The 22322-nt window shown below is 67.2% G+C and carries 23 protein-coding genes; 17 read left to right on the forward strand and 6 right to left on the reverse strand.

The genetic code is table 11. The features are described from left to right. The 6 genes from ACODSD_RS18560 to ACODSD_RS18585 form a co-directional block, all read right to left on the reverse strand. Nucleotides 1–362: hypothetical protein (locus ACODSD_RS18560; protein ID WP_488878003.1), on the reverse strand; the 362-nt coding region annotated here is incomplete at its 3' end. Further along, entirely contained in the window at nt 359–2365 is a 2007-nt protein-coding gene (locus tag ACODSD_RS18565) for a GumC family protein (protein ID WP_488878004.1), read from the reverse strand. The genes ACODSD_RS18565 and ACODSD_RS18560, both read right to left, overlap by 4 nt. Before the next feature lie 27 nt (nt 2366–2392). Further along, nucleotides 2393–3199 carry a polysaccharide biosynthesis/export family protein gene (locus ACODSD_RS18570; protein ID WP_107801483.1) on the reverse strand — a complete coding sequence of 269 codons (807 nt, stop codon included), beginning with the start codon at nt 3197–3199 and terminating at the stop codon, nt 2393–2395. A gap of 5 nt (nt 3200–3204) precedes the next feature. Further along, nucleotides 3205–4119, reverse strand: a complete 915-nt coding sequence (locus ACODSD_RS18575) for a glycosyltransferase family 2 protein (RefSeq protein ID WP_235085160.1) — start codon at nt 4117–4119, stop codon at nt 3205–3207. After that, on the reverse strand, nt 4116–5579 hold the full coding sequence (locus ACODSD_RS18580) for a mannose-1-phosphate guanylyltransferase/mannose-6-phosphate isomerase (RefSeq protein WP_488878005.1): 1464 nt from the start codon (nt 5577–5579) through the stop codon (nt 4116–4118). Before ACODSD_RS18580 ends, ACODSD_RS18575 begins: the two co-directional genes overlap by 4 nt. Nucleotides 5580–5586: 7 nt before the next feature. Beyond that, a complete protein-coding gene (locus ACODSD_RS18585; RefSeq protein ID WP_488878006.1) occupies nt 5587–7020 on the reverse strand; it encodes an undecaprenyl-phosphate glucose phosphotransferase in 1434 nt (477 codons plus the stop codon). Between the two features lie 234 nt (nt 7021–7254). Here ACODSD_RS18585 and ACODSD_RS18590 point away from each other — a divergent pair, with 234 nt between their 5' ends. The 17 genes from ACODSD_RS18590 (at nt 7255) to ACODSD_RS18670 (ending at nt 22150) form a co-directional block, all read left to right on the forward strand. Continuing rightward, a complete protein-coding gene (locus tag ACODSD_RS18590) occupies nt 7255–7434 on the forward strand; it encodes a DUF3460 family protein (RefSeq protein WP_235085168.1) in 180 nt (59 codons plus the stop codon). 63 nt (nt 7435–7497) lie between these two features. Continuing rightward, a complete protein-coding gene (locus tag ACODSD_RS18595; protein ID WP_474455320.1) occupies nt 7498–8166 on the forward strand; it encodes a class I SAM-dependent methyltransferase in 669 nt (222 codons plus the stop codon). Between the two features lie 122 nt (nt 8167–8288). Further along, nucleotides 8289–8699 carry a biopolymer transporter ExbD gene (locus tag ACODSD_RS18600; protein ID WP_227106289.1) on the forward strand — a complete coding sequence of 137 codons (411 nt, stop codon included), beginning with the start codon at nt 8289–8291 and terminating at the stop codon, nt 8697–8699. Continuing rightward, nucleotides 8696–9565 (forward strand): energy transducer TonB, encoded by an 870-nt coding sequence (locus ACODSD_RS18605; protein ID WP_488878007.1) that lies wholly within the window; start codon nt 8696–8698, stop codon nt 9563–9565. The genes ACODSD_RS18600 and ACODSD_RS18605 overlap by 4 nt, the downstream gene beginning before the upstream one ends. Nucleotides 9566–9639: 74 nt before the next feature. After that, a complete protein-coding gene (tolB, locus tag ACODSD_RS18610; RefSeq protein ID WP_486636323.1) occupies nt 9640–10929 on the forward strand; it encodes a Tol-Pal system beta propeller repeat protein TolB in 1290 nt (429 codons plus the stop codon). Between the two features lie 14 nt (nt 10930–10943). Next, nucleotides 10944–11471: a peptidoglycan-associated lipoprotein Pal gene (pal, locus tag ACODSD_RS18615; RefSeq protein ID WP_107801475.1), complete on the forward strand. Its 528-nt coding sequence runs from the start codon at nt 10944–10946 to the stop codon at nt 11469–11471. A 161-nt stretch (nt 11472–11632) separates the two neighbouring features. Further along, complete coding sequence (gene ybgF, locus ACODSD_RS18620) at nt 11633–12379, forward strand: tol-pal system protein YbgF (protein ID WP_107801474.1); 747 nt, start codon at nt 11633–11635, stop codon at nt 12377–12379. A 333-nt stretch (nt 12380–12712) separates the two neighbouring features. Continuing rightward, complete coding sequence (locus ACODSD_RS18625; RefSeq protein ID WP_488878008.1) at nt 12713–14380, forward strand: hypothetical protein; 1668 nt, start codon at nt 12713–12715, stop codon at nt 14378–14380. Nucleotides 14381–14407: 27 nt separating this feature from the next. Beyond that, complete coding sequence (locus tag ACODSD_RS18630; RefSeq protein ID WP_107801472.1) at nt 14408–15886, forward strand: S8 family peptidase; 1479 nt, start codon at nt 14408–14410, stop codon at nt 15884–15886. A 320-nt stretch (nt 15887–16206) separates the two neighbouring features. Further along, nucleotides 16207–17043: a CPBP family intramembrane glutamic endopeptidase gene (locus ACODSD_RS18635; protein ID WP_488878009.1), complete on the forward strand. Its 837-nt coding sequence runs from the start codon at nt 16207–16209 to the stop codon at nt 17041–17043. 102 nt (nt 17044–17145) lie between these two features. Then, nucleotides 17146–17634, forward strand: a complete 489-nt coding sequence (gene purE / locus ACODSD_RS18640; RefSeq protein WP_191186231.1) for a 5-(carboxyamino)imidazole ribonucleotide mutase — start codon at nt 17146–17148, stop codon at nt 17632–17634. After that, nucleotides 17634–18764, forward strand: a complete 1131-nt coding sequence (locus ACODSD_RS18645; RefSeq protein WP_227106279.1) for a 5-(carboxyamino)imidazole ribonucleotide synthase — start codon at nt 17634–17636, stop codon at nt 18762–18764. Before purE ends, ACODSD_RS18645 begins: the two co-directional genes overlap by 1 nt. A 39-nt stretch (nt 18765–18803) precedes the next feature. Beyond that, nucleotides 18804–19223, forward strand: a complete 420-nt coding sequence (gene fos, locus ACODSD_RS18650) for a fosfomycin resistance glutathione transferase (RefSeq protein ID WP_488878010.1) — start codon at nt 18804–18806, stop codon at nt 19221–19223. After that, the gene (locus ACODSD_RS18655; protein WP_488878011.1) at nt 19220–19906 is read left to right on the forward strand and encodes a DNA alkylation repair protein; all 687 of its coding nucleotides are present in this window, start codon (nt 19220–19222) and stop codon (nt 19904–19906) included. The genes fos and ACODSD_RS18655 overlap by 4 nt, the downstream gene beginning before the upstream one ends. Further along, a complete protein-coding gene (locus ACODSD_RS18660; RefSeq protein ID WP_235085181.1) occupies nt 19903–20781 on the forward strand; it encodes a phosphoribosylaminoimidazolesuccinocarboxamide synthase in 879 nt (292 codons plus the stop codon). The genes ACODSD_RS18655 and ACODSD_RS18660 overlap by 4 nt, the downstream gene beginning before the upstream one ends. A gap of 232 nt (nt 20782–21013) precedes the next feature. Further along, nucleotides 21014–21559, forward strand: coding sequence for a cysteine hydrolase family protein (locus ACODSD_RS18665; protein ID WP_107801465.1), 546 nt, complete (start codon nt 21014–21016; stop codon nt 21557–21559). 9 nt (nt 21560–21568) lie between these two features. Then, nucleotides 21569–22150, forward strand: a complete 582-nt coding sequence (locus ACODSD_RS18670; RefSeq protein ID WP_107801464.1) for a GNAT family N-acetyltransferase — start codon at nt 21569–21571, stop codon at nt 22148–22150. Nucleotides 22151–22322: the final 172 nt, after the last annotated feature.

Consider the following 22322-nt stretch of genomic DNA (forward strand, 5'->3'; position numbering starts at 1 on the left):
GCGGCCTGGGCCAGCGGGCGCGGCAGCCGCCGCGGCAAGCCGGGCGGCCGCCAGACCAGGCGTTCCGGATCATGGACGGTGGCCGTCAGCCTCAAGCCCGGCTGATGGCGCGCCAACCACTCCAGCGCCATGAATTCACCGCAGCGGCCGCCGCCCAGTTCCGCGTGCACCAGATCGAAACGCCGCCAGTCCACGTTCTGCATCTGCCAGGACAGTTCCAGCGCATTGAGCGCCAGCGGCTGCCCGTCCAGCGGGGAGACGACGCTGACGCCTTCGTCTTCCAAAGCCCGACGCCAGGCGTCGGCGTAGTCGGCGATGCCGTTTTGCTCCGACGGCAGCGGAGCCAGCAGGGCGATCTTCATCGGCCTTCTCCTTTCCAACGCGCCGCGCCTCTCAACACGGCGGCGGGGATTTCAAAACGGCGGCGGTTGAGCACAATGCCGTCTACCTGTCCGAACGCGGCGCCCAGGATGGCCAGCGCGTTTTCCACCACCGGCACCGTGGTGGGGGGGGGCGCGCCCCCCCCCCCCACCACCAGCAAGATCAGATCGGCGCGCTTCAGCTGCACGAAGGCCTGCTGATTGTCGAGCAGCGCCGGCGCTTCGATCAGCGCCACCTCGCCGGCGGCGACGCGCGCGTCCCCGGCGGCCAGCCGCGCCGGCACGCCGCGCTCGGCCAGCACCCGCAAAAAATGACCGGCGACGAAGCTGACGCCCTCGCCGCGCCGCGACGACGCCAGGCCGATGACCAGGCCGTCCCGCGCCAGCTTGTCGGCCGGCAACTGGCTGTAAAGGCGATAGACGCTGGCCTCGAAGGCCGGCGGCGGGGTCCGCCCCGGCTCCAGCTCCATCAGCGTGCTCCACAGCGGCACGCCGAAACGGCGCTCTACGCCGCCGCCGTCGTGGATGCGTTGGTCCAGCAGATAGCACAGGTAAAGCGCGAACAGGCCCACCGCCAGGCCGGCCGGCGCCGCGGCCAGCAGGATGGCCAGGCTCTTGGGAAACACGCGCGCCGGGCTGAAAGTGGCCTGCTCTATCACCGCGATATTGCTGATGCGGCTGTTGTCCAGCTCGCGGTCTATGCGCGCTTTTTCCAGGCTGTCGCGGTAGAGCAGGTAGTTCTTTTCCGCCACCGCCAGATTGCGTTCCAGCCGCGACAGCTCCGGCTCCACGCCGAGAATGCGCGCGCGCTCGTCCTTCAGCTCGGCGATGGCCTTGTCGTAAGCCGCCACCTTGGCCTTCAGCTCGCCGGCGCGCATGCCGCGCTCCAACTTGCCGCGCTCCAGCAGATTGACGAGATCGCTGGGCGCGCGGTTTTCCGAGCGCTGCACCGTGTCTTTTTCCCGGGCGATCAAGTTCTTAAGCGCGGCGATGTTTTCATCCAGTTCGCGGATGGGCGGCGCGTCCGGCAGATAGGTCTTGAGCTTGTCCAGCCGTTCCAGCTCCAGGCCGTTGAGCTTGAGCTTGAGGTCTTGCCGCGCCGGGTTCAGGCTCAGTTCGCGCTCCTTGACGATTTCGCGCGGCAGCTTGCCGCCGCTGGCCTGGGCGTTGGCGATGCCGCCCTGCATCGCCGTCCACTCCGCCTGATCGGCGCGGCGCGCCGCCTCCAGCTTGTTGAGCTGGTCGGTGAGGCTGTCCAGACGCTCCTTGGAGCTGATGCCGTCGATCTGGCGCAATTGCTGGCCGATCCGCTCCTTGTAGCCGGCGATCTGCTCGGCCAGCTTGCCGCTTTCGGTTTCGTAAAACGCGTACAGGCTTTTGCGCCCCAGCGCGCGGCTGCGCTCGTCGATGTACAGCGCCAGCCATTTGTTCAGCACTTGCCGCGCCACCGCCGGATCGTCCCAGCTGAAAGCGATTTCCATCACCGCCGAGCCGCTTTGGTGGCTGACGCTGAATTGCTTTTCCAGCTTGGCGGCCAGCCGTTCCTGCGGCGTCTGCGTTTCCACCACCCCGATCAGGGCCAGCGCGTCGCGCGCGCCGTCCAGCACAGCGCCGGCCGCCTGCTTTAGCCGATGCTTGACGGTTTTCCACCAGCCTTGCGGCGGCGGCGAGCGCATCTCGTTCAGGTAGTAGTCGGCCACTTGGTGGATGATGGGGCGGCCGGTCAGCAGCTTTTCCTCGTCGACGATGGGGTCGCGCTGAGTGCTGGGCGCCACCAGCGTCTGACGGTCGGCGTATTCGATCGGCAACGTACTGGTGTCGCGGCCGGGCTTGACCAGCAGCCGCGCTTCGGATTCGTAGCGGGCCGGCAGCAGGAAGGCGCCCAGCGCCGCCACCAGCACGGTGGCGACGAAGGCCCATTTGAACTCGCGCCGGAAGATGAAGAACAGGCGGGCCAGATCGCGGAAGGAGCGGATTTCTATCATATCGCTATCGCCGGTGCGGACCAGGGGCTAGCCGCCGGCCTTGATGGTGGGGTTGTTCTGGATGTTGACGTTGTTGCTGCCCTTGCCGCCCAGGTCGTAATTCAGTCCTATGCCTATCGCCTTGGAGAAGGGCAGCAGCTGGTTGACGTACATGTCCACGCCTTCCACCGCCTTGCCGATGGCGGACTTGGGCACGAACACGATGTCGCCGCGCTGCAGCATCACCCCGCGCCGTCCGGCGGCCGGGTCCAGCATCCGCGCCAGATCGGTGAAATAAATCTGATACAGGCCGGTCTCGTCCATGCGCAGCAGCGCCACGTGCTCGCTGTCGGCGGACGGCAGCACGCCGCCGGCGCCTATCACCGCCTGTTCGATGCTGGCGGCGGCGCTCAGCTCGAAGGCGGACGGATTGCGCACCGCGCCGCCGACGAAGACGCGGTTGCCCGGCGCGATGGCGATGTTGACGGTGACTTGCGGCTGGCGGTACAGCGCGGACAGCCGCTCGGTGATCTCCGCCCCTATCTCCTCCGGCGTGCGGCCGCCGCCGCGGACCAGGCCGGCGTTGGGATAAGAAAAGCTGCCGTCCGGGCGCACGAAGAACAGCGCCATCTCGTCTTTTTCCGCCGGGGATTGCGCGTCGCGGACGATGCGCAGGGTGTCGCCGTTCATCACCCGCGTCGTCGGCGGCGGCAATTGGCTGATGTCGCGCAGCGCCAGCCGCCGCGCTTCCACGGTCTTGGCGTCCGGTAGCGCGATGGTGCTGGGGGTGGAACAGGCCGTCAGTCCGCCCACAAGGGCGGACAACAAGACGGCGGCGAGCTTGGCGGTGGTCATCGCGTTCATTTCCAGTAAGCGGGGAACATGCTGAGGCGGCGCTTGAGCGCGCGCGGCAGCCAGCGTTCGACATGGCCCAGCCGGTAGCCGGCCAGCTTGAGCGCGCAGCGCAGCAGCACTTCGGACTGCCGCCAGGGCTGGCCGGCGCGGCGCACCGTCTCCAGTTCCGAACGCACAAAGCGCCGCCCTTCCGCGCCGGCGCGGCCGAAGCGTTCGGCGATCCAGCGCTCGCGGCCGTAGAACACGCCGATGTCGAAATAACGGCGCATTTCCTCCCACAGCCCGTAATCGTGGGAATGGTGGACGCAGGCGGCGGCTTCGTAGCGCACCGACCAGCCGGCCAGCAGCATGCGGCCGGCGACGTGGGCGTCTTCGGAGCCGATCACGTCCACGGGGAAACCGCCCACCCCGCGCAGCGCCTCGCGGCGATAAGCGGCGAAGGAGTCCGAGCTGAAACAGGTCTTGATGCCCAGCTCGGCGGCGTCGGCCAGCCGCTTGGTGCGGCTGAACGGCGGATAATTGAAGCGGCGCGCGTGCGCGCCCAGCAAGCCGGCGTCCGGCTGCGGCAGTTGACGGCCGTAGGCGACGCCGATGTCGTCCTCCGCCAGCAGCGCGTCGCGCAAGCGGCGCAGGGCGTCGGGGCCGGCGGGAATGGCGTCCTGGGTCAGATAGATCAGCACCTTGGCGTCGGTCAGCTCGCTGGCCAGCCGGCGGGTGCCGCCGTGATTGAAGTCCGCGGCGCGCACCGGCACCACGCTGGCGCCGGCGGCCAGCAGGCGCGCCCGGCTGCCGTCGCTGGACTCGCTGTCCAGCACCAGCCATTCGTCCGGGCGCAGGCTTTGCGCCGCCAGCGCCGGCAGCAGCCGGTCCAGATGGCGGCCGGCGTTGCGCACCGGCAGGATCAGCGCGGTTCGGCTCACGGCGCGGTCTCCGAACGGCCGTAGTCGTCGGCGAAGCGCACGATGTCGTCCTCGCCCAGGTATTCGCCGCTCTGCACCTCGATCAACACCAGGTCGATCAGGCCGGGATTGCTCAATCTATGGGTTTCGCCGGCGGGAATGAAGGTGGATTCATTGGTGTGCAGCAAGCGCTCTTCTTGGCCGTGGGTCACCATCGCCGTGCCGCTGACCACGATCCAGTGCTCGCTGCGGTGATGATGCATCTGCAAGGACAGCGCCGCGCCGGGCTTCACCACGATGCGCTTGATCTTGTAGCGCTCGCTGTCCGCCAGCACGGTGTAATGGCCCCAGGGCCGCTGCGAGCTCAGGTGCAGCCGCCAGGCCGGGTGGTTCTGCTCCTGCAGCCGCCGCGCCAGCTCCCTCACGTCCTGACTGCGCTCGCGCTTGGCCACCAACAAGGCGTCCGGAGTGTCCACCACCGCCAGATTGTCCACGCCCAGCATCGCGATCAGCCGGCCGCGGCTCTGGATGAAGCAATCCCGGCTGTCCCGCAGCAAGGCGTCGCCGCTGACGCGGTTGCCGTCCGCGTCGGCCGGGAACTGCTCGGCCAGGCTGTCCCAGTTGCCGATATCGCTCCAGCCCAGCTCGCAGCGCACCACCGCCGCGGCGCGGGTATGCTCCATCACCGCGTAGTCGATGGAAATGTCCGGGCAGCGGCCGAAGCGCTCATGCTCCAGCGCGCGCAGCCTGTGGTCCGCGTGCGGGGACGCCGGGCTGTGCGCCAGGCAGTCCCGCACCGCCGCCAGCACCTGGGGCGCGTGTTCGGCCAGTTCTGCGCACAGCGCGGCGGCGGAAAAACAGAACATGCCGCTGTTCCACAGATGACGGCCGCCGGCCAAATAGCTCTCGGCGGCGGCGCGGTCCGGCTTTTCCACGAAACGCGCTACCTCCTGGCCGTCGACGCCGATCGCCGCGCCGGCCTCGATATAGCCGAAGCCGGTTTCCGCGCGGTTGGGCGTCAGGCCGAAAACGACGATGCGGCCGGCGGCGGCCAGCCGCGCGGCCTTCTCCACCGCGGCGGCGAAAGCGGCTTCGTCGGCGATCAGATGATCCGCCGGCAACGCCAGCAGCAGCGGATTGGCCTCCGGCTCGCGCTCCAGCAGGTCCGCGGCCGCCGCCGCCAGCGCCGGCGCGGTGTTGCGCCCTTCCGGCTCCAGCAGCAGCTCCAGCGCCAGTCCGCCGGCGTTGACCGCCCGGCATTCGTCCAGGGTGCGCAGCTGCGCCTGCTGATTGGTGATGATCATCACCCGTTTCACCCCCGGCAGGCGCGCGGCGCGCAGAAAGGCTTTCTGCAACAGGCTCTGATCGTCGGCCAGCCGGATGAAGGGCTTGGGAAACGCTTGCCGGGACACCGGCCACAAACGGGTGCCGGCGCCGCCGGACACGATGCAGGGAATCAGTTCTGGTCTTGGGCTTTGCATGGCGGCCTCAATAGGCTTCGTCGGCCGAGAGCACGGCCGGCAGGGTGCGGATCAGGATGTAGGCGTCGAACCACAGCGACCAGTTCTCGATGTATTCGAGATCGTGCGCCACCCGACGCTCTATCTTGGTCAGCGTGTCGGTCTCGCCGCGGTAGCCGTTGACCTGGGCCCAGCCGGTAATGCCCGGCTTGACCCGGTGGCGGGCGGAATATTCCGCCACCGCGTCCTCGAACAAGACGCCGGCGGCCTTGGTGGCAGTGGCGTGCGGACGCGGCCCCACCATGGACATGCTGCCGCCCAGCACATTGAGCAATTGCGGCAACTCGTCCAGGCTGGTCTTGCGGATGAAGCGGCCGACGCGGGTCACGCGCGGGTCGCGGCGGGTGGTTTGCGCCTCGGCGTCCGCGTCGGCCTGCTCCACGTACATGGAGCGGAATTTGTAGACCTCGATCAGGCGGTTGTTGTAGCCGTAGCGCCGCTGCCGGAACAACACCGGCCCCGGCGAGTCCAGCTTGATCGCCGCGGAGATCAACAACATCAGCGGCGCGGCCAGCGTCAGCGCGCAAGCGGCCAGCAACACGTCCTCGCAGCGCTTGAGCAAGGGCGACCAGCCCTTGAGCGGCCGCTCGGAAATATTGAACATGGGCAGCCCGGCCACCGCGCTCACCCGATGATGGGCGTGCCGCAAGCCCGCCATGTCCGGCGCCAGCAGCACCGTCACCGGCAAGCGCCGCAGCAGGCTGACCAAATCCCCCATCCGCTTGACCGCCGCCCAGGGCAGCGCCACCAGGATTTGCTGCACCTCGCCCTCGCGCACCATCGCCTCCAGCCGCTGCATGCCGCCCAAATAGGGCAGGCCGGCCATCGCGTGCTGCAAACGGTCGGAGCGGTCGTCGACGAAACCAATCACGCAAGCGCGGATGTCCGCGTTCTCCCGCAGGAAGCCGGCCAGCAGGTGGCCGCTGGCGGTACAGCCCAGAATCACCGTGCGTTGCAGGCCCACGCCGCGGCGCACCAGCCGGCGGCACCAGACGTGCACCAGCAAGCGCTGCGACAGCAAGAGCGTCAGCGTCGCCGCGAACCAGACCGGCCACAGCCGGTCCGGCAAGGCCGCCAGCGCTGGCGACAACCCGCGCGCCAGCCACAAGACCGCAAACAGCAGCGCGCACGCCGCGGCCAAGGGCCGCAAACGCAGCTGACGCAGAAACATGCCGCCGCCGTAGACGCCAAAAGCCTGAAAAGACAGCAAGGCCAGGACGCCGGCAAGCAGCAAGACCTGCACGGCCTGCACGCGGGCCTCCGCCGAAACCGGCTCAAGCAGCAGCAAAACGCAGCCGGGCGCCAATACCATCGCCAAATGCGTCAGCCGAGCCAGCAGCCGCAGATAGGTCAAGGTCTCGGGGTAGAACTGCACCAAGCTGTCCACATTGCGAATTCGCATCACATAAACCGTTAAGTTTAATTTGCTTAAACAAAAACGCCTTTTCAGTTTAAAATTTTGCTTAAATGTCTTTAAATCTTTTGCGCAATATCGCAGCAAAGCTTCTCCGACGCAACCAGATTTGCGTTACAGTTTGAAATCTGTTGTCAAAAAGAATGTAAAGCGGGCGCTCAAGCTGACTGCGCGGCGATTTATCGATTAAAATCACGACATCACCCCAGAAGGAACGATGCGATGTATCAGTCCGATTTCACCCAATTCATCAACGGCTTCCTGGAAGAACATCCGGAAGTGGACAGCCAGCGCCGCGAACTGCGCCTGACCCTGTGGGATCGTCAAGTGAACGCCGACGACCAGGAACGCTGGAAAGAATCCCGCGTGCCGCAGCAGCCCTATGTCTACCAGCCGGAATAAGCCCGGCTCCCCGCCTGACCCGACGCCCGCGCCGCGGGCGTTTCCGATTGCACTGCACACCCCATGACCAGCCGCACCGTGGCGCTAGACGGCGCCTTGCACGATTACCTGCTGAACATCAGCCTCAGCGAACACCCGGTGATGCGCGATCTGCGCGAATTCACCGCCACCCACCGCATGGCCAAAATGCAGATCGCGCCGGAACAGGGCCAGTTCATGGCCTGGCTGGCGCAGCTGATAGGCGCGCGCCGCTATCTGGAGATCGGCGTATTCACCGGTTACAGCGCGCTGGCGGTGACGCTGGCGATGCCGGAAGACGGCCGCACGCTGGCCTGCGACGTCAGCGAAACCTTCACCGCCGTCGCTCGCGACTACTGGGCCCGCGCCGGCGTCGCCGAGCGCATCGAACTGGTGTTGCAACCGGCGCTCGCCACCCTGCGCCAACAGCTGGACGCCGGCCAGGCCGGCCAGTACGACCTGGCCTTCATCGACGCGGACAAGCCTGCCTACCGCGACTATTACGAAGCCTGCCTGCAGCTGGTGCGCCCCGGCGGCGTGATCGCCATCGACAATATTTTCCTGTCCGGCCGCGTGGTGGAGCCCAAGCCGGAAGACCCGCCCGGCGTGCATCTGATGCACGACTTCAACGCCGGCCTGAAGCACGACCCGCGCATCCGCATGTGCGTGCTGCCGGTGGGGGACGGGCTGACCCTGTGCACGCGGCTGGCCTGAGCCCCACAGGCGACCGTGGCCATGAACTTTTCATGATCCGCCGCGGTCTGATCCGCTTCCCCCGGACACCTAGACCGGAGCCCGGTGTATCATGACCGCTTGCCAACGCTAACAGACGCTCCATGCTCAATCGCCGTCCCCGCCGCCAGATGAACCAGATGAACGTCGTGCCTTACATCGACGTGATGCTGGTGCTGCTGGTCATCTTCATGGTGACCGCGCCGATGTTCACGCCCGGCGTGATCGAAGTGCCCAGCGTGTCCCAGGCCGCTAGCATCGACACCCGTCCGCTGGAAGTGACCGTGGACGCCCAGGGCAAGATTCAACTGATAGACAACGACCGCAAGACCGACGTCGCCTCCGTCGCCGACCTTGCGGTGCAAATCCAGGCCTTGGGCGCGGCCGAACGCCCGGTGGCCATCTCCGCCGACGCCAACCTCAAGTACGCCGAAGTGGTGCAGATCGCCGACAAACTCCACCAGGCCGGCGTCAAGCGCGTGGCGCTGACGGTCAAGCAGCAGAAGCAGGGATGATGGCCGCAGTGTCCACCTCGCCGCGTCCTTGGTCGCTGATCGTTTCGGTACTGCTGCACGTCGCCGTGGTCGGCCTGCTGCTGTGGGGCGGCTTCCATTCCCAAACCCTGCAGGAACAGGCGCCGGTGGCGCTGGAGCTGTGGACCACCGCGCCGCCGCCGCCCGCGCCGACCGCGGTGGCCGAACCCAAGCCCGCGCCGGTGACGGAACCGCCGCGCCCCGTCGTGGCCGAGCCGCCGGCCGACGTCAACCTGGGCCGCGACAAGAAACCGCCGGAGCCGCCCAAGCTCAAACCGGAACCCAAGCCCGAGCCTAAACCGGAGCCCAAGCCGGAACCGGCGAAGAAGCCCGAAGCGAAAAAAGCGGACAAGCCCGCCGAGAAAAAACCGGAGGCCAAAGCGCCGCCGGCGCCGGCCGCCAAACCGCAGGCCAAGCCCAAGCCGTCCAAAACCTACAACCCGGAAGCCGACGACCTGTTGGCCAGCCTGGACAACCCGCGCACCAGCGGCAAGGCCAATGCGCGCAGCGATCAGGCCGGTTCGCCCAACGGCGTGGCCGGCGGCGCGGCCAACGGCTCGTCGACGGCCAAGGCCGGCTGGATCAGCCGGGTCAAGGCCAAAGTCACCCCGCTGGTGCAAGTGCCGCCGGAACTGAGCGGCAACCCCAAAGTGGTGTTGCAGGTCAGCCTGCTGCCCTCGCTGGAAGTGAACCGGGTGCAGCTGCTGCAAAGCAGCGGCAGCAAGGCTTACGACGACGCGGTGCAAAGGGCGATCTGGGAAACGAAAACCTTCCCGGCGCTGCCGCCCGGCGCCAATTTCAACGATGGCTACCGGCAGTTCAAGATGGAGTTCCGGCCCAAGTCATAAGGCGGACCAAACACAAGCCATGATGGACCGGCTGCGGCGTCGCCTCATGCCGATAGACTGATTCGAGGGAACTAATGTCCAGCTTCAAAACTCTGTTAAATATGCTGCTCGTCACGCTGGGCCTGATGGCCGCAGGCGGCGCGCAAGCGGAAATGACCATCGAGATCGTCGGCGGCGGGGCCAATCGCCACGCCATCGCCATCGCGCCGTTCAAGGACGAAGCCAACGCCCAGGGCGGCCTGAGCCCGGTGATCAAGAACGATCTGACGATTTCCGGCGTCTTCCGCATGGTGGACGCCGCCGGCGTGGCCAATACGCCGTTTGAGCCCGCCGACATCCGCTACCCGCTGTGGCAGGCCGCCGGCGCGCAGTCCGTCGCCATCGGCAAAGTGGAGGCCGCGGGCGGCGGACAGTTGAAAATCAGTTTCCGGCTGATGGACGTCGCGCAGAAGAAGCAGCTGACCGGCGGCGAATTCACCGTCACCCCGGACCGCACACGCCAGGTGGCGCACGCGATCGCCGACATGATCTACGAGGCGATCACCGGCCAGAAAGGCTTCTTCAACACCCGCATCGTTTACGTGCTGAAGACCGGCGGCAGCTATCTCTTGCAAGTGGCGGACGTGGACGGCGGACGCGCCCAGACCATTCTGCGCTCCAGGGAGCCCATCATCTCCCCCAGCTGGAGCCCGGACGGCGGACGCATCGCCTATGTGTCGTTTGAAAGCAAGAAGCCGGTGGTCTGGGTGCAGAGCCTGGCCACCGGCCAGCGTTTCGCCGCCGCCAACTTCAAGGGCAGCAATTCCGCGCCGGCCTGGAGCCCGGACGGCGGCAAGCTGGCGGTGGTGCTGACCACCAGCGGCAATTCGCAGATTTACGTGATCAACGCCAACGGCGGCGGCGCGCGCAGGCTGATGTACAACGGCGGCATCGACACCGAGCCCACATGGAGCCCGGACGGCGGCAGCTTGTACTTTGTCTCCGACCGCGCCGGCGGTCCGCAGATCTACCGCGTGTCCGCCGATGGCGGCAACGCCCAGCGCGTCACCTGGGAAGGACGCTACAACGTGTCGCCCAAGGTGTCGCCGGACGGCAAGACCCTGAGTTACATCCGTCGCGAGGGAGGCAACTTCCGCGTGATGGCGCAAGACCTGGCCACCAACGACAGCCGCGCGCTGTCGGACAGCGGCTACAACGAACGCCCAAGCTTCGCCCCCAACGGCCGCATGGTGCTGTACGCCAGCGACGCCGGCGGCAAGAGCGTGTTGTACGCCGCCACCACGGATGGCAGCAGCAAAGTGAAATTGGCCGTGATCAACGGCGATGTACAGGACCCGGCTTGGGGCCCATTTAATCGTCCTTAATTGGAGCTATTGATATGAACTGGAAACAACTCGTCCTCGGCACCGCCACCGTTACCCTGCTGGCCGCCTGCGCCAGCACCAAACCGGCTGACACCACCGCCGGCACCCAGCAGCCCACCACGCCGCAGACCACCGCGCCGGTGGACACCGGCAGCGGCAACCAGAACCAGGTGTCCGTGGATCCCTTGAACGATCCCAACAGCCCGCTGGCCAAGCGCAGCGTCTACTTCGGCTTCGACTCCTCCTCCGTTGACGCCAGCGGCAAGCCGGTAGTGGAAACCCACTCCGCCTACCTGAAGCAGAACGCTGACAAAAAAGTCATCATCCAGGGCAACACCGACGCCCGCGGCAGCCGCGAATACAACCTGGCCCTGGGTCAGCGTCGCGCCGAAAGCGTGAAAAAGGCGATGGAAGTGCTGGGCGCCAAGGAAAGCCAGCTGGAAGCGGTCAGCTTCGGCAAGGAAAAACCGCGCGCCACCGGCAACACCGACGCGGACTTCGCCGAGAACCGTCGCGCCGACATCGTGTACCAAGGCCACTAAGCCCAAACCGCCGGCCCGATTCAGGGCCGGCTTTTACAGCCGGACATCGGGCGGATGCGTTTTCACGCGCTTGCCGTTAAGATATCCGGCTGTATTCATTGCCACCCACCTTACAAGCGTCGTCCCCTCCGGGCCGGACGGCGGGACATCCCGGGACAACCATGAAACGGCTCACCCTCTGCAGCGCGCTCTTGCTGGTTCTCACCGGCTGCGCCACCACCGGCGATCTGGAAGAAACCCGCCGCCAGCTGGACCAAGTCAACCGCCAGGCGTCCACCCGGCTCAATGAAGTGGAAAGCAAGCTTTCCAATGAAAAGCTGTTGGAAATGGTCAGCCAGCTGGAAGCGATGAAGGCCGAAGTGGCCAAGCTGCGCGGCGACGTGGAAGTGCTGAACTACAATCTGCAAACCACGCAGAAGCGCCAGAACGACCTGTACAACGATCTGGACGGCCGATTGGGCCACCTGGAGAACAGCGGCGCCAAGCCCATGCCCGCCACGCACGGCGACGCGGCCTCCGGCTCCGCGGACGGCGGCGCCGCCACCAGCCCGGATTACGACAAGGCGCTGAACCTGCTGCGCGCTCGCGACTTCGCCAAAGCCGCCGACGCGCTGCGCGGCTTCATCGAACAAAACCCGCAAGCGCCGCAAGTGGCGGAAGCCACTTACTGGCTGGGCGTGTCCCACACCGCGCTGCGCCAATACGACGCCGCCATCGACATCCATCGCCGCTTCGTCGAGCAGTTTCCGGACAACCACTTCGCGCCGGAAGCCCTGCGCAATATCGGCAATTGCCAGCGCGACCTAGGCCAGATGGACCAGGCCAAAGCCACTTACAAACGCCTGATCAAACTGTATCCCAAGACGGATTCCGCCCAAAAAGCGCGCCAACAACTGGCAAAAATGTAACACCCCGGCCGGCTCCCCTCCGGCCCTCATGCCCCATTTTGAAGCCAGCCCGCCGCGGCTGGCTTTGTCTTCCGCGTCGTTTCCGTCGCCGGCAAATAGCTGATTTTTCAATAAAAAATTAAAACACAAATAATTATAACCAATGGTTATCCGCTCGCCGCACCAAAATGGCGCAGCGCTCCGCCTCCCCCTCCCTCCGCCGCCTCCGCTCCCGCTTGCCTTATCCATGCGTTTTCTCTACCAAACATGCTTATCGCATGACAATATATTCGTTCTGGGTTTAAACCCAGGATAAAAATACAAACGACAAGATCTACAAAGGAGTTACCCGTGATGAGAACCACACAAGCAAGCGGAACCCAATGGTTCCGGCTTGGCGCTATCGCCGTGGGCGTAGCGCTGATCGGCGGCCTGTCCGGCTGCGAAGACGACGGCAGCGGCAGCCAGCCCGGCGACGGCTCCAGCCATCATGGCGGCAGCGGCCGCCTGGCGGTGGACATCTTCGGCAACCGCGGCGGCGTGCTGACCGCGGTGCCCAGCGGCCTGTGCCTGGGCCAGCCCCGCGTGCAATGGAGCAACGGCGCCCGCGGCTTCAGCGCCGAAGACAGCGCGCCGGACCAGCCGCTGACCGCCACCGTCAGCTGCGCGCTGACCAGCGCCAGCCAGACCCTGGTGCCGCAAAACGTGTTCAGCGCGCCGTCGGTGTTCGCCGTGCTCAAGGCGGACCGCACGCTGGCGGTCTGGGGCAGCCGCCGCCTGGGCGGCGACACCTCCGCCCTGCCCGCCCAACCCAAGGACGTGGTGGCGGTGGCCGGCAATGAACGCGCGATGGCCGCGCTGCAGGCCGACGGCACCGTCGTCGGCTGGGGCCGCGCCGGCTCCGGCGCCAGTTTCGCCGGCCCGGTGGGCGTAGGCAGCGCCGACGCCACCTCCCCGGTGGCGCCGCTGGGCAAGATCGCCAAGCTGTGGCCCACCAAACGCGGCTTCGTCGCGCTCAACGGCGACGGCAGCGCCACCAGCTGGGGCAATATCGAAACCACCTTCGACGGCAGCGGCGGCTCCAAATCCATCTCCTCCTACTTCGACGCCGCCCGACTGGCCGCGCTGACGGACGTCGCCAGCGTCAGCCACAATCTGGGCGCGGTGGCGGTGCTGAAGAAGGACGGCAGCGTGCTCGCCTTCGGCGACCCCAACTCCGGCGGCGACGCCTCGCCGCTGGCCGCCAAACTCAACAATGTGGCCAGCATCGCCGCCACCGATTACAACTTCGCCGCGCTGAAAAAAGACGGCAGCGTGGTGGTGTGGGGCCTGAACTGGGACGGCCAGACCAGCGACTACTACGACGGCAGCGAGCCCATGCCCGCCGGCGTCAGCGCCGTGCAGACCAACCTCAACGTCTTCGCCGCGCTGAAGCAGGACGGCTCGGTGGCCACCATAGGCAGCGCCTATTTCGACCGCGGCGCCGACACCGGCCCGGTGGCCGGCAACCTGGCCGGCGTGGCCAAGCTCTACGCCAGCAAGACCGCCTTCGCCGCCTTGCGCAAGGACGGCAGCGTGGTCACCTGGGGCGACAGCGCCCGCAACGACGCCAGCGGCGTGCAACACCAGCTCAACCGCGTGCGCGCCATCGCCTCCACCGAACTGGCCTTCGCCGCGCTGCGTCAGGACGGCAGCGTCGTGACCTGGGGCGATGAACTGCGCGGCGGCGACAGCAGCGCGGTGCGGCACCGCCTGCGCGATGTGGTGGCCGTGTTCGCCAACGACTACGCCTTCGCCGCCTTGAAGGCCGACGGCAGCGTGGTCACCTGGGGCGCGCCCACCCACGGCGGCGACAGCTCCGCCGTCCGCTCGCGCCTGGTCAATATCCGCGCCATTTACAGCACTCCGCTCGGCGGCTTCCTCGCCGTGGCCAAGGACGGCAAGTTCGTCGCCTGGGGCAGCCCGTCCGCCGGCGGCAATGCCCCGGCCGGCCTCGCCGCCATCCCCTACGTCAAGAACTAAGCCGTCGCCGCATTGGAGCAATAACACATGAACCGCAAAACCTCGCTGTCCCTGCTGACCGCCGCGCTGCTGGCCGGCGCCGGCGCCGACATCGCCGCCGCGGCGCCCTCCGCCGCCGGCATCACCGGCATCATCGTCAAATACCACAGCGTCTCCCAGCTGCAACTGACCCAGGCTCGCATCGCCAACGGCGGCCGCGCCCCGTCCAGCCGCCCGGCGGATTTCGCCGCCCGCACCCAACGCGTGCAGCAACTGAGCGGCAGCCCGCTGCAATTCCATCACCAGATGGGCACCGGCGCCTACGTCTATCAAAGCGGCAAGGCGATGAGCGTGGCCGAAGCCCAGACCCTGGCGCGCAAGATCCAGCAAGACCCGGCGGTGGAATACGCCGAGCCGGACTTCGTCATGAGCCCCAACTACCTGCCCAGCAGCCCGCTCTACGCGGCCAAGCAATGGGATATGCAGGCTAGCGCCGGCGAACCGGGCGCGATGAACCTGCCGGCGGCCTGGGACCTGTCGCTGGGCGCCGGCGTCACCGTGGCGGTGCTGGACACCGGCTACCGTCCGCACGCCGACCTCAAGCCCAATCTGCTGGAACCGGGCTACAACTTCATCTCCGATCCCAAGCGCGCGCGCCTGCCGGCGGTGGCGCAGACCAATGCCGACGGCAGCCCGCTGCTGGACAGCAACGGCCAACCGGTGCAAAACGCGCGCACCAACAACGGCCTGGATCAGGGCGATTACAGCGACGGCAGCCTGTGCCGCGCCGGCAACAGCAGCTGGCACGGCACTCACGTGGCCGGCACCATCGCCGCGGCCGCCGGCGACGCCAACGGCCTGACCGGCGTGGCGCCCAAATCCAAGCTGCTGCCGCTGCGCGTGCTGGGCCAATGCGGCGGCGCCAGCTCGGACATCGCCGACGCCATGCTGTGGGCGGTGGGCGCCACCGTGCCCGGCGCGCCGGTCAACGCCAATGTGGCGCGGGTGCTGAGCATGTCGCTGGGCGGCGCCCAGCCGTGCAGCCGCACCTACCGCGACGCCATCCAGCAGGTCAACGCCCGCAACGGCGTGGTGGTGGTGGCCGCCGGCAACGCGATGAAGAACGTGCGCAACACCAACCCGGCCAGCTGCCCCGGCGTGATCACCGTCGCTTCCAACGGCAAGTCCGGCGGCATCGCCTCCTACTCCAACTACGGCGCGATCACCACCGTCACCGCGCCGGGCGGCGACCTCAACAGCGGCGACCCCGGCATCTATTCCACGCTGAACAGTGGTACTACCGTGCCGGGCGCGGACAGCTACGCCGCCTTCCAGGGCACCTCCATGGCCACGCCCCACGTGGCCGGCCTGGTGGCGCTGATGCTGTCCTCCAACCCCAGCCTCAACTGGAAAGCGGTGCGCAACATCCTGATCAAGACCGCCCGCCAACCGGCGGCGGATTGCGAAGGTTGCTCCGCCGGCATCACCGACGCCGCCGCCGCGGTGCGCGCGGCCAAAGCCAACTAAGCCGGCCGGCGGTCGGCGCCCCGGCGCCGGCCGCCGGTTCGCTTGCGGCTTCCTTTCCCTGCACACCGGGAGCCTGCCGCCGCGGCTCTGGCCCAAAACCAGACGGCGGCGGCTTTTTTCTCAACGCTTTCAGGGCGCGCTTACGATCTCGCGAACCAAGACATGACATGGCGTTGCGGTGGGGAAAGCGGAATGCACACACGGTACATGAGCATTTTGAATGCCATACTCACCGTGCCACGTCTCACGACGCGCAGCAGATCGTAAACAGGTTCTTAGGTATCATTCAGTATCCAAACCCATCCCGCCGCGAGCCCGCCATGCCTCTGCCCACCCCGCCCCTGCCGGATTCCCTATCCCTTGCCGCCTTCCTCCTATTGGCCCTGGCCTTGCTGGCCGAAAGCCTGCGCCTGCGCTGGCCCTCCCGCCTGGCCGCGCTCAGCAGCGCCGGCGTCGCCATCGCCTGCGGCCTGGTGCAGCCCTTGGGCGCCGCGGCCCTCCTCGCCGCCCTCGCCGTCAGCCTGGCCGCGCGCCACTACCGGCGGCCGGAGCTGTGGCTGGTCTGGATCGCGCTGCTGCTGGCGCTGGCGCTGCACGCCTTGCCCGGCTTCGACAACCCCTTGCTGTGGCAGGGCCTGAGCACGCCGAACAGCGCGCCCTACCGGCTGTACTGGAGTTACGACAAGGGCGCCGCCGGCTGGCTGCTCTTGATGGTGCTGGCCGCCAGCCCGCAAGTGGAACGGCGCTGGGGCCCGGCGGCGGCCGGCGTCGGCGCGCTGCTGCTGCTGGTCGTGCTGGGCCTGGCCAGCGTGGCCGGCGTCATCGCCTGGGCGCCGAAATGGCCGCATTGGCTGCTGCCCTGGCTGTTCGCCAACTTCTTCCTGGTTTCGCTGGCGGAGGAAGCCTTCTTCCGCGCCGGCCTGCAACGCTGGCTGGAATTGCGCACCGAACCCTTTCCCGCCCTGATGGCCGCCGCGGTGGCCTTCGGCCTGGTCCACGTCGCCGGCGGCTGGGTCTGGGTGGGGCTCGCCACCCTGGCCGGCCTGGGTTACGGCCTGGTCTACGCCGCCACCCGCCAGGTCTTGTGGGCGGTGCTGGCCCATGTCGCCTTCAACGCTGTGCACCTGATTCTGTTCACTTATCCGCGGCTGATGTGATATGCCCTAAGTACCTTGATGTCAAAATAAAAAACCATAACGGCAGCAGGCCCCAATCGGGTAAAATCCCGGCTTTAGCCTCAACCAGCGAGCTTCTCCGCCATGATTGAAGTCGGCATCGTGATGGGTAGCAACAGCGATTGGGAAGTCATGCAGAACGCCGCCCGCGTGCTCAAAGACTTCGGCATCGCCTGTGAAACCCGCGTCGTCTCCGCCCACCGTACTCCCGACCTGCTGTTCCAATACGCAGAAACCGCTGCCGAGCGCGGCCTGAAGGCCATCATCGCCGGCGCCGGCGGCGCCGCCCACCTGCCGGGCATGCTGGCCGCCAAGACCCATGTGCCGGTGCTGGGCGTGCCGGTGCCGTCCAAATACCTGCGCGGCGAGGATTCCCTGCTCTCCATCGTGCAAATGCCCAAGGGCATCCCGGTGGCCACCTTCGCCATCGGCGAGGCCGGCGCCGCCAACGCCGCGCTGTTCGCCGTGGCCATGCTGGCCGCCACCCGCCCGGAACTGGCGGAACAACTGATCGCCTTCCGCCGCAAGCAAGAAGAAACCGTGCTGGCGATGACCCTGCCGGAGATCGAATAATGGCCGCCATCCTGCCCCCGGCGATGCTGGGCATCCTGGGCGGCGGCCAGTTGGGCCGCATGTTCGCCGTCGCCGCCAAGACCATGGGCTACCGCGTCACCGTGCTAGACCCGGATGAAGCCGCGCCGGCGGCGGACTTCGCCGACCGCCACCTGTGCGCGCCGTTCAACGATCCCGCCGCGCTGGAAGACTTGGCCAAAAGCTGCGCCGCCGTCACCACCGAATTCGAGAACGTCAACGCCGACGCGATGCGCCTGCTGGCCAAGACCACCCGCGTGTCCCCGTCCGGCGACTGCGTCGCCATCGCCCAGGACCGCATCGCGGAAAAAGCCTGGATCGCCAAGGCCGGCCTGCCCACCGCGCCCTATCTGGCCATCCAGAGCGTGGAAGACATCCAGGTCGAACTCTCGCCCTATCTGCCCGGCATCCTGAAAACCGCGCGTCTGGGCTACGACGGCAAAGGCCAGGTGCGGGTGAGCACCGCGGCCGAGGCGCGCGCCGCCTACGCCAACCTGGGCGGACAGGCCTGCGTGCTGGAAAAAATGCTGGACCTGCAGCTGGAAGTGTCCGCCATCGTCACCCGGGTCAGCGCCACCCAGAGCGCGGTGTTCCCGGTGGCCGAGAACATCCACGCCGACGGCATCCTGGACGAATCCATCGTGCCGGCGCGCATCAAGCCGGCGCTGGCGGCCGAAGCGCAAGCCATGGCGATGCGGCTGGCCGAGGCGCTGGACTACGTTGGCGTGCTGGCGGTGGAATTCTTCGTGCTGGCCGACGACAGCCTGGTGGTCAACGAAATCGCGCCGCGGCCGCACAACTCCGGCCATTACACGCTCACCGCCTGCCTGACCGACCAGTTCCAGCAACAGGTGCGCGCAATGTGCGGCCTGCTGCCGGGCCGCACCGAGCTGCTCAGCCCGGTGGTGATGGTCAATCTGCTGGGCGATGTGTGGAAGGACAACGGCGCCCAGCCCAATTGGGACGTGCTGGCGGAAGCGCCCAACGCCCAACTGCATCTGTACGGCAAGAAAAGCGCGCGCCCCGGCCGCAAGATGGGCCACTTCAATGTGATGGCGGCTACGGCCGACGAAGCCTTGGATCAGGCCCGGGCCTTGAAGGATACCTTGTAAGCGCATGGCGAAGCTTTCCGGCTTCGCCATTTTTTCGCCATGAAGCTGAACGGACTCAATCACCTGACCCTGGCGGTGCGCGATCTGGAGCGCGCCTGGGACTTCTACGCCCTCACCCTGGGTTGCCAGCCCCATGCGCGCTGGGACGGCGGCGGCTACCTGAGCCTGGACGGCCTGTGGCTGTGCCTGTCCTTGGACCCGGCCGCCGCGCCAGCCCCCGGCTACACCCATTACGCCTTCGGCGTGGACGCCGCCGACTTCCCGGCCTGGCGCGAGCGCCTGGCCGCCGCCGGCGTCCGCCAATGGCGGGACAACCGCAGCGAGGGCGACTCGCTCTACTTCCTGGACCCGGACGGCCATCAGCTCGAGCTGCACGTCGGCAACCTCGCCTCGCGGCTGGCCGCCTGCCGCGCCCGGCCTTACGCCGGCATGCGCTTCTTCGACGAGGCGCCGGCATGAACGCCGACATCGCCGCGCTGCGCGCCGGACTGAGCGCCGCCGCCGTCCCGGAACAGGCCGCGCCGATGCGCGCCTATATGCGCGAGCAGTTCGACTTTCTCGGCGTGCCCACGCCGGCGCGCCGCAAGGTCTCCACGCCCTGGATCCGCGCGCTGAAGACCCAAACCGCGGAATACTGCCTGGAACTGGCCGAACAACTGTGGCGGCAGCCGGAACGCGAATTCCAATACGCGGCGGTGGACCTGCTGACCGCGCGCGCCGAGGCACTGCCGGCCGCCAGCCTGCCGCGGCTGCTGACCCTGGCCGCCGCCAAGCCCTGGTGGGACTGCGTGGACGGCTTGGCCGCCTGGGTGGTCGGCACGCTCGCGCGCCAACACCGCGATCTGCAACACGATATGGACGCGCTCAGCGGCGACGCCGACTTCTGGCTGCGCCGCGTCGCCATCCTGCACCAGCTGCGCTGGAAAACCGACACCGACGCCGAACGCCTGTTCCGCTACTGCGCCGCCAATGCCGGCGACGCCGAATTCTTCATCCGCAAGGCCATAGGCTGGGCCTTGCGCGAATACGCTTACACCGACGCCCGCGCCGTGCGCGCCTTTGTCGCGGCCACGCCGCTATCCGGGCTCAGCCGGCGCGAAGCCTTGAAACACATTGCCCGCTCCACCGAGGATTTCCGATGACCGGACTCAACACCACCCAACTGACCAGCTTGAAGAAAATCTACTCCGGCAAGGTCCGCGACCTGTACGAGATCGACGACCAGCGCATGCTGATGATCGCCACCGACCGGCTGTCCGCCTTCGACGTGATCCTGGACGATCCCATTCCCGGCAAGGGCCAGATCCTCACCGCCATCTCCAACTTCTGGTTCGACAAGCTCAAAGAGCTGGTGCCCTGCCACCTGACCGGCGACGCGCCGGAAGACGTGGTCTCCGCCGCCGACCTGCCGCAAGTGACCGGCCGCGCCGTGGTGGCCAAGCGCCTGAAACCGGTGCCGATCGAAGCCGTGGTGCGCGGCTACCTGGCCGGCTCCGGCTGGAAGGAATACCGCCAGAGCGGCACCGTCTGCGGCCTGGCGCTGCCGGCCGGCCTGCGCGAGGCCGACAAGCTGCCCGAACCCATCTTCACCCCGTCCACCAAGGCGGCGGTGGGCGACCACGACGAAAACATCAGCTACCAGCGCTGCGAGGAAATCGTCGGCGCCGAACTGGCCGCCCAGGTGCGCGACACCGCGATCAAGCTCTACCGCGCCGCCGCCGAATTCGCCGCCAGCCGCGGCATCATCATCTGCGACACCAAGTTCGAGTTCGGCCTGGACGAGAACGGCGTGCTGACGCTGATGGACGAGGCGCTGACCCCGGACTCCAGCCGCTTCTGGCCGGCGGACAGCTACGCGCCGGGCGGCAACCCGCCGTCCTTCGACAAGCAGTTCGTCCGCGACTGGCTGGAAGCCTCCGGCTGGAACAAACAGGCGCCGGCGCCGACGGTGCCGCTGGAAGTGCGCGAGAAGACCGCGGCCAAGTATAAGGAAGCGCTGGACAGGCTGACCGCCTGAGAACCTGCTTACGATCTGCTGCGCGTCGGCGATACGGCGTTGAAAAAGGCTTCGAAATGCTCATGTACCACGCGTACATTCCGCTTTCTCAGCCGTTTTCGCCTTGTCTCACCTTAGCTCGCGAGATCGTAAACAGATTCCAAGTTTCCACCCAAGCCCCGCCCCGGCGGGGCTTGCTTTTTAAGCCGTTTCATATGACATTGGCGACTCAATCCCGCGACAGGAAACCCCGATGAAAACCGCCCTGCTGATCATCGACGTGCAAAGCGGCATGTTCGACCACGAACCCCGCGCCGACCACGCCGACGCCGTCATCGCCCGCCTCAATCAACTGGCCGCCGCCGCGCGCGCGGCCGGAACGCCGGTGGTCTGGGTTCAACACGAACGCGCCAGCGCGCCGCTGATCCACGGCTCGGCGGAATGGCAGCTGGCCCGCGGCCTGGACGCCCAGCCGGACGACCACTACCTGCGCAAGACCACGCCGGACTCCTTCCTGCGCACCGGCCTGCATCAGCAACTGCAACAATGGGGCGTCGGCCAACTGGTCATCGCCGGCTACGCCAGCGAATTCTGCATCGACACCACCACCCGCAGCGCGGCGGCCCACGGCTACGCCATCATCCTGGCCAGCGACGCGCACACCACCCACGACAAGGACCACGCCAGCGCCGCCCAGATCCGCGCCCATGAAAACGCCACCCTGCCCAAGCTGGGCAGCTTCGGCGTGCCCATCCTGCTCCGTGCGGCGGCCGAGATCGCCTTCCCCGCCAGCGCCTGACCGCTCCGCATGCCCATCGCCCAGCCCACCCTCAACACGCCGCGCCTGCTGCTGTTGCCGGCTCAGCCGGCGCAGGCGCGCGCGATGCTGGATTTCCACGTCCGCAACCGCCAGCACTTCGAACCCTGGGACCCCAAGCCCGGCGACATGTTCTTCACCGAGCTGTACTGGACCATGCAGCTGCGCCAACGCGCGCGCGACTGGGAAGAAGGCCGCGGCGGCCGCTTCCTGCTGGCCCTGCACGCCGAGCCGGAACGGGTGATCGGCAGCGTCGGCCTCAGCAATATCAGCCGCGGCGCCTTCCAATCCTGTCACCTGGGCTATGGGCTGGACCAGCACTGCCAGGGCCAGGGCCTGATGCGCGAAGCGCTGGAAGCGGTGATACGCTGCGCCTTCGACACCCTCAAGCTGCACCGGGTCCAGGCCAACTACCAGCCCCACAATCTGCGCAGCGCCGGCCTGCTCAAGCGGCTGGGCTTCGAGATCGAAGGCCACGCCAAAAACTATCTCTATCTGAACGGCGCCTGGCGCGACCACGTGCTGAGCTCGCGGCTGAATCCGGACTTCGACCCGGAACACATGCTGGCCTGAGCGCCTGTCCACCATCCGCTGCGCATCAGTAGGACGAGTAGCCACGCTAAAAGCCTGTGCACGACCTGTTCAGTGTTTTGGCCCTGGCTTGGCGCACAGGACACCGCCTATCCGAAGCGCCCCAAACCTCTTCAAGACCGCCGCGTGGGTATCGCCTGCGGCTCCACCCACC

The sequence above is a fragment of the Chromobacterium sp. FG22 genome (assembly GCF_057809415.1).

What these genes read in the sequence shown, in the direction of transcription:
- ACODSD_RS18565 (WP_488878004.1), bottom strand. Translation starts at nt 2,365, where the DNA reads ATGATAGAAATCCGCTCCTTCCGCGATCTGGCCCGCCTGTTCTTCATC.
- ACODSD_RS18570 (WP_107801483.1), bottom strand. Translation starts at nt 3,199, where the DNA reads ATGACCACCGCCAAGCTCGCCGCCGTCTTGTTGTCCGCCCTTGTGGGC.
- ACODSD_RS18580 (WP_488878005.1), bottom strand. Translation starts at nt 5,579, where the DNA reads ATGCAAAGCCCAAGACCAGAACTGATTCCCTGCATCGTGTCCGGCGGC.
- ACODSD_RS18585 (WP_488878006.1), bottom strand. Translation starts at nt 7,020, where the DNA reads ATGCGAATTCGCAATGTGGACAGCTTGGTGCAGTTCTACCCCGAGACC.
- ACODSD_RS18590 (WP_235085168.1), top strand. Translation starts at nt 7,255, where the DNA reads ATGTATCAGTCCGATTTCACCCAATTCATCAACGGCTTCCTGGAAGAA.
- ACODSD_RS18595 (WP_474455320.1), top strand. Translation starts at nt 7,498, where the DNA reads ATGACCAGCCGCACCGTGGCGCTAGACGGCGCCTTGCACGATTACCTG.
- ACODSD_RS18600 (WP_227106289.1), top strand. Translation starts at nt 8,289, where the DNA reads ATGCTCAATCGCCGTCCCCGCCGCCAGATGAACCAGATGAACGTCGTG.
- ACODSD_RS18605 (WP_488878007.1), top strand. Translation starts at nt 8,696, where the DNA reads ATGATGGCCGCAGTGTCCACCTCGCCGCGTCCTTGGTCGCTGATCGTT.
- tolB (WP_486636323.1), top strand. Translation starts at nt 9,640, where the DNA reads ATGTCCAGCTTCAAAACTCTGTTAAATATGCTGCTCGTCACGCTGGGC.
- pal (WP_107801475.1), top strand. Translation starts at nt 10,944, where the DNA reads ATGAACTGGAAACAACTCGTCCTCGGCACCGCCACCGTTACCCTGCTG.
- ybgF (WP_107801474.1), top strand. Translation starts at nt 11,633, where the DNA reads ATGAAACGGCTCACCCTCTGCAGCGCGCTCTTGCTGGTTCTCACCGGC.
- ACODSD_RS18625 (WP_488878008.1), top strand. Translation starts at nt 12,713, where the DNA reads ATGAGAACCACACAAGCAAGCGGAACCCAATGGTTCCGGCTTGGCGCT.
- ACODSD_RS18630 (WP_107801472.1), top strand. Translation starts at nt 14,408, where the DNA reads ATGAACCGCAAAACCTCGCTGTCCCTGCTGACCGCCGCGCTGCTGGCC.
- ACODSD_RS18635 (WP_488878009.1), top strand. Translation starts at nt 16,207, where the DNA reads ATGCCTCTGCCCACCCCGCCCCTGCCGGATTCCCTATCCCTTGCCGCC.
- purE (WP_191186231.1), top strand. Translation starts at nt 17,146, where the DNA reads ATGATTGAAGTCGGCATCGTGATGGGTAGCAACAGCGATTGGGAAGTC.
- ACODSD_RS18645 (WP_227106279.1), top strand. Translation starts at nt 17,634, where the DNA reads ATGGCCGCCATCCTGCCCCCGGCGATGCTGGGCATCCTGGGCGGCGGC.
- fos (WP_488878010.1), top strand. Translation starts at nt 18,804, where the DNA reads ATGAAGCTGAACGGACTCAATCACCTGACCCTGGCGGTGCGCGATCTG.
- ACODSD_RS18655 (WP_488878011.1), top strand. Translation starts at nt 19,220, where the DNA reads ATGAACGCCGACATCGCCGCGCTGCGCGCCGGACTGAGCGCCGCCGCC.
- ACODSD_RS18660 (WP_235085181.1), top strand. Translation starts at nt 19,903, where the DNA reads ATGACCGGACTCAACACCACCCAACTGACCAGCTTGAAGAAAATCTAC.
- ACODSD_RS18665 (WP_107801465.1), top strand. Translation starts at nt 21,014, where the DNA reads ATGAAAACCGCCCTGCTGATCATCGACGTGCAAAGCGGCATGTTCGAC.
- ACODSD_RS18670 (WP_107801464.1), top strand. Translation starts at nt 21,569, where the DNA reads ATGCCCATCGCCCAGCCCACCCTCAACACGCCGCGCCTGCTGCTGTTG.